The sequence below is a fragment of the Methylobacterium sp. J-088 genome (genome assembly GCF_022829295.1).
Taxonomy (GTDB): domain Bacteria; phylum Pseudomonadota; class Alphaproteobacteria; order Rhizobiales; family Beijerinckiaceae; genus Methylobacterium.
Window position 1 is genome coordinate 1 of sequence record NZ_JAKSYH010000144.1, and the last position, 3,048, is coordinate 3,048.

Here is a 3,048-nt window from a genome sequence, read left to right on the forward strand (position 1 = left end):
AGGCGTCAGCCGAGTCTGGAAAAATTGATGCAAAACCAAAGAACTAGTGCTCACTCGCATGAACGAAGTGAATGCGTCAGAGCACTAGTGTGGGCTGCCGCACGGTACAGGATGCATCCGCATGGGTCGACGATCCGCCGGGTTTGGCAATGTCGGCCATGGTGACGCCTGCGTCAGGACCGCCCGGCGAGGAACACAGGATGACGGCTTAGGTTCGCTAAGGACATATCCCACCCAAAAAGGCATCGACCCTTGCAGTCATCGTCATCCGGTCTCCGTTTTCTCGTTGCGGAGAGCGAGCCACCGGATGCCCGTCGGAAGCGGCGCGAGAGCGTTGGGCGCTCGTCCGGTGAGACCTACCTGGAGATCCTCGAAAGCCTGGCCCCCGGTTCCGCTTGCGACAGGGTCAAGCCAGCCGACGCGGATGGCGCGCTGCCAGCGGGCGCGTCGCTGGGCGACTACGATGCCGTCTTCTTGAGCGGTTCGCCGCTGTCTCTGTACGAGGAGACCCCCGAGGTCCGGCGGGCGCTCGCCTTCATGGGTGCTGTCTTCGCTTCCGGCACGCCCTCTTTCGGGTCGTGCGCCGGCCTGCAACTCGCCACAGTCGCGGCGGGCGGCACGGTCCGGCAGAACCGCAATGGCCCGGAGGCCGGCTTCGCCCGGCGCATTGTTCCGACCGAGGCGGGGCGCGGCCATCCTCTGCTGAGGGGGCGCCCCGCCTCGTACGACGCGCCGAGCATCCACACCGATGAGGTCGAGACCCTGCCGGAGGGGTCGACTCTGCTCGCGCTCAACCGATCCACCGTTGTCCAGGCCGCGGAGATCCGGCATGACGGCGGCACGTTCTGGGGCGTGCAGTACCATCCGGAGATCGGGCTCGACGAGGTGACGGGCGCCCTGCGGCGGCAGGCGGACGACTTGGTCGAGGCGGGCTTGGCGCTGTCGCGTCGCGAGGTCGAGGACCAAGCCGACGTCGTCGAGGCGTTACACCGGCAGCCCACGCGGCGGGACCTCGCTTGGCGTCTCGGCTTGGACGACCAGGTCACTGATGAGGCTAACCGTCAGGCCGAGATCCGCAATTTCCTCGGCATGCTGGCCCGTAAGCTCAATCCTGGGCCAGACTAGGCGAACGTCGACTCCCGTCACCATGCGATGGGCATGGTCGTCCCCAATGCCTTAGGCCCTCAACGGCCCAGGCTGTCTCTCGTCGGGCAGGGTCTTGCGGACGTGATGCCGGACGATCTCGGCGCTGAACGGCTTGCCGATGAACGTCGACCCCTCAGGAAGATCCCCGGGTCCGGGCTTGGCGTGTCCGGAGGCGACCACGACCGCGATATGCGGCCAGCTCTCCGCTGTCCGGCGCGCCAACTCGAAGCCATCCGCGTCCCCCGGCATGTGGACGTCCGTGAAGAGCAACTGGACCGTCTCGTGATGCTCGGCGAGCACCCGGAGGGCCTGAGCGACGTTCGTCGCCTCCAGCACCTGGAAACCCGCATCCTCCAGGATGCTGGTCGCGTCCATCAGGATCAGGAAGTCGTCGTCGACGACGAGGGCGTGGGGCGCATCGCCCCGGGCATCTTGGGTCACGGGGCAGGAATGGACCGCACGCCGGAAGGTTGCTCCCGCCGGATACGATATTCCCTTTCGGCTAATTTGCCGCCGGCGCACGCGTCATCTCGACTGACCCGGCAACTCCGTCGGGATGCCTACGTTGGAATCGATGGCTCAGCATCCCCCGCTCCGGTTCGACCCCGCCATCGAGGTCATCCCAGAGGACGAGGGCGAGACGCAACGGGCCCTGACCGAGGCCATGCTAGCCATCCAGCGGAAGACCCACGCGGACACCGGCTACGCCCATCGCGCGGTCCATGCAAAGGCGCATGGCTACCTCCGCGCAAGGTTCGAGGTGCTCGCCGACCTGCCCCCGGAGCTCGCTCAGGGCCTGTTCGCCTCGTCGGCAAGCTATGACGCCATCCTTCGGTTCAGCACCACGCCCGGCGACGTGCTCCATGACGGCGTCTCCACGCCACGCGGCGCCGCACTGAAGGTCCTGAACGTACCAGGGTCACGCCTTTCCGGCAGCGAGAGTGAGACGACCCAGAACTACGTTCTAGGCAACTCGCCGTCGTTCCAGATCGGTACCGCAAAGGGCTTCCTCCGGCAGCTGAAGCCCCTGGCCGCCAGCACGGGCCGTGCGGAACCGCTCAAGAAGGTCCTCTCCGGGGTGACGCGTACCGCCGAGGCGGCCCTCGAAATGGTCGGAGGCAAGTCGGCGACGCTGACCACCCTGGCCGGTCAGGCGAAGACCCATCTCCTCGGCGACAGCTTCTTCTCCCAGGCGGCGCTGCTCCACGGCGACTACTTCGCCAAGGTCGCCCTTTCCCCTGTGTCGTCGGACCTCGTCACGCTTTCGGGGAGCCCCATCGACACGTCGGGTCACCCCGATGCGATCCGCGAGACCGTGCAAGACTACTTCCGGACGTGCTCGGCCGCCTGGGAGCTTCGGGCTCAATTGGCAACAGACATCGATGCGATGCCGGTGGAGGACGCGGCCGCGATGTGGCCCGAGGACGAAAGCCCCTACCTGCCCGTCGCCCGAATCACGGCCCTCCCGCAGGACACTTGGTCGGGCGACATGCGTGAGTGGGTCGAGGACAGGATGGCCTTCAATCCGTGGATGGGCCTGGCCGCGCATCGGCCGCTTGGCTCGATCATGCGTGCACGCCGGCCTGCCTACGCCGCCGCGCGCGCCTACCGGTCCCAGTGCAACGGGGCCGAGATCTCCGAACCCACCGGGATGCCGATGACCTAGTGCATCGATCCAGACGGAGGCGTCAGCCGAGTCTGGAAAAATTGATGCAAACCCAAAGATCTAGTGCTCACTCGCATGAACGAAGTGAATGCGTCAGAGCACTAGATGTTTGGTCCCGGCATTTGGTGGAGCGGGTTTGATCTGAAGCGTCCGGGCTCTGCGGACCATGCTTTGCAGATGGCCTCGTAGGGCGTGAGACCCCGCAGGGTCTTCAGGCGGCGTGCGAAGTTGTAGGC

The 3,048-nt window shown here is 66.1% G+C and carries 3 protein-coding genes and 1 pseudogene; 2 read left to right on the top strand and 2 right to left on the bottom strand.

Features of this window, described 5'->3' with window-relative positions; translation table 11 throughout:
* Positions 1–252 precede the first annotated feature (252 nt).
* Positions 253–1,125 (top strand): type 1 glutamine amidotransferase, encoded by an 873-nt coding sequence (locus MKK63_RS16325; protein WP_279574698.1) that lies wholly within the window; start codon positions 253–255, stop codon positions 1,123–1,125.
* 51 nt (positions 1,126–1,176) lie between these two features.
* On the opposite strand, the gene MKK63_RS16330 is transcribed toward MKK63_RS16325, so the two are convergent.
* Complete coding sequence (locus MKK63_RS16330) at positions 1,177–1,587, bottom strand: response regulator (RefSeq protein WP_267425213.1); 411 nt, start codon at positions 1,585–1,587, stop codon at positions 1,177–1,179.
* 133 nt (positions 1,588–1,720) lie between these two features.
* Between MKK63_RS16330 and MKK63_RS16335 the strand changes: the two genes are divergently transcribed.
* The gene (locus MKK63_RS16335; protein WP_244003554.1) at positions 1,721–2,812 is read left to right on the top strand and encodes a catalase family protein; all 1,092 of its coding nucleotides are present in this window, start codon (positions 1,721–1,723) and stop codon (positions 2,810–2,812) included.
* A gap of 101 nt (positions 2,813–2,913) precedes the next feature.
* Here the strand turns inward: MKK63_RS16335 and MKK63_RS16340 are convergent.
* A pseudogene (locus MKK63_RS16340) lies at positions 2,914–3,048 on the bottom strand (IS481 family transposase); the annotation flags it as partial.

Excerpts from the sequence above, each read along its gene's own strand:
- MKK63_RS16335 (WP_244003554.1), top strand. The coding sequence starts at position 1,721 with ATGGCTCAGCATCCCCCGCTCCGGTTCGACCCCGCCATCGAGGTCATC.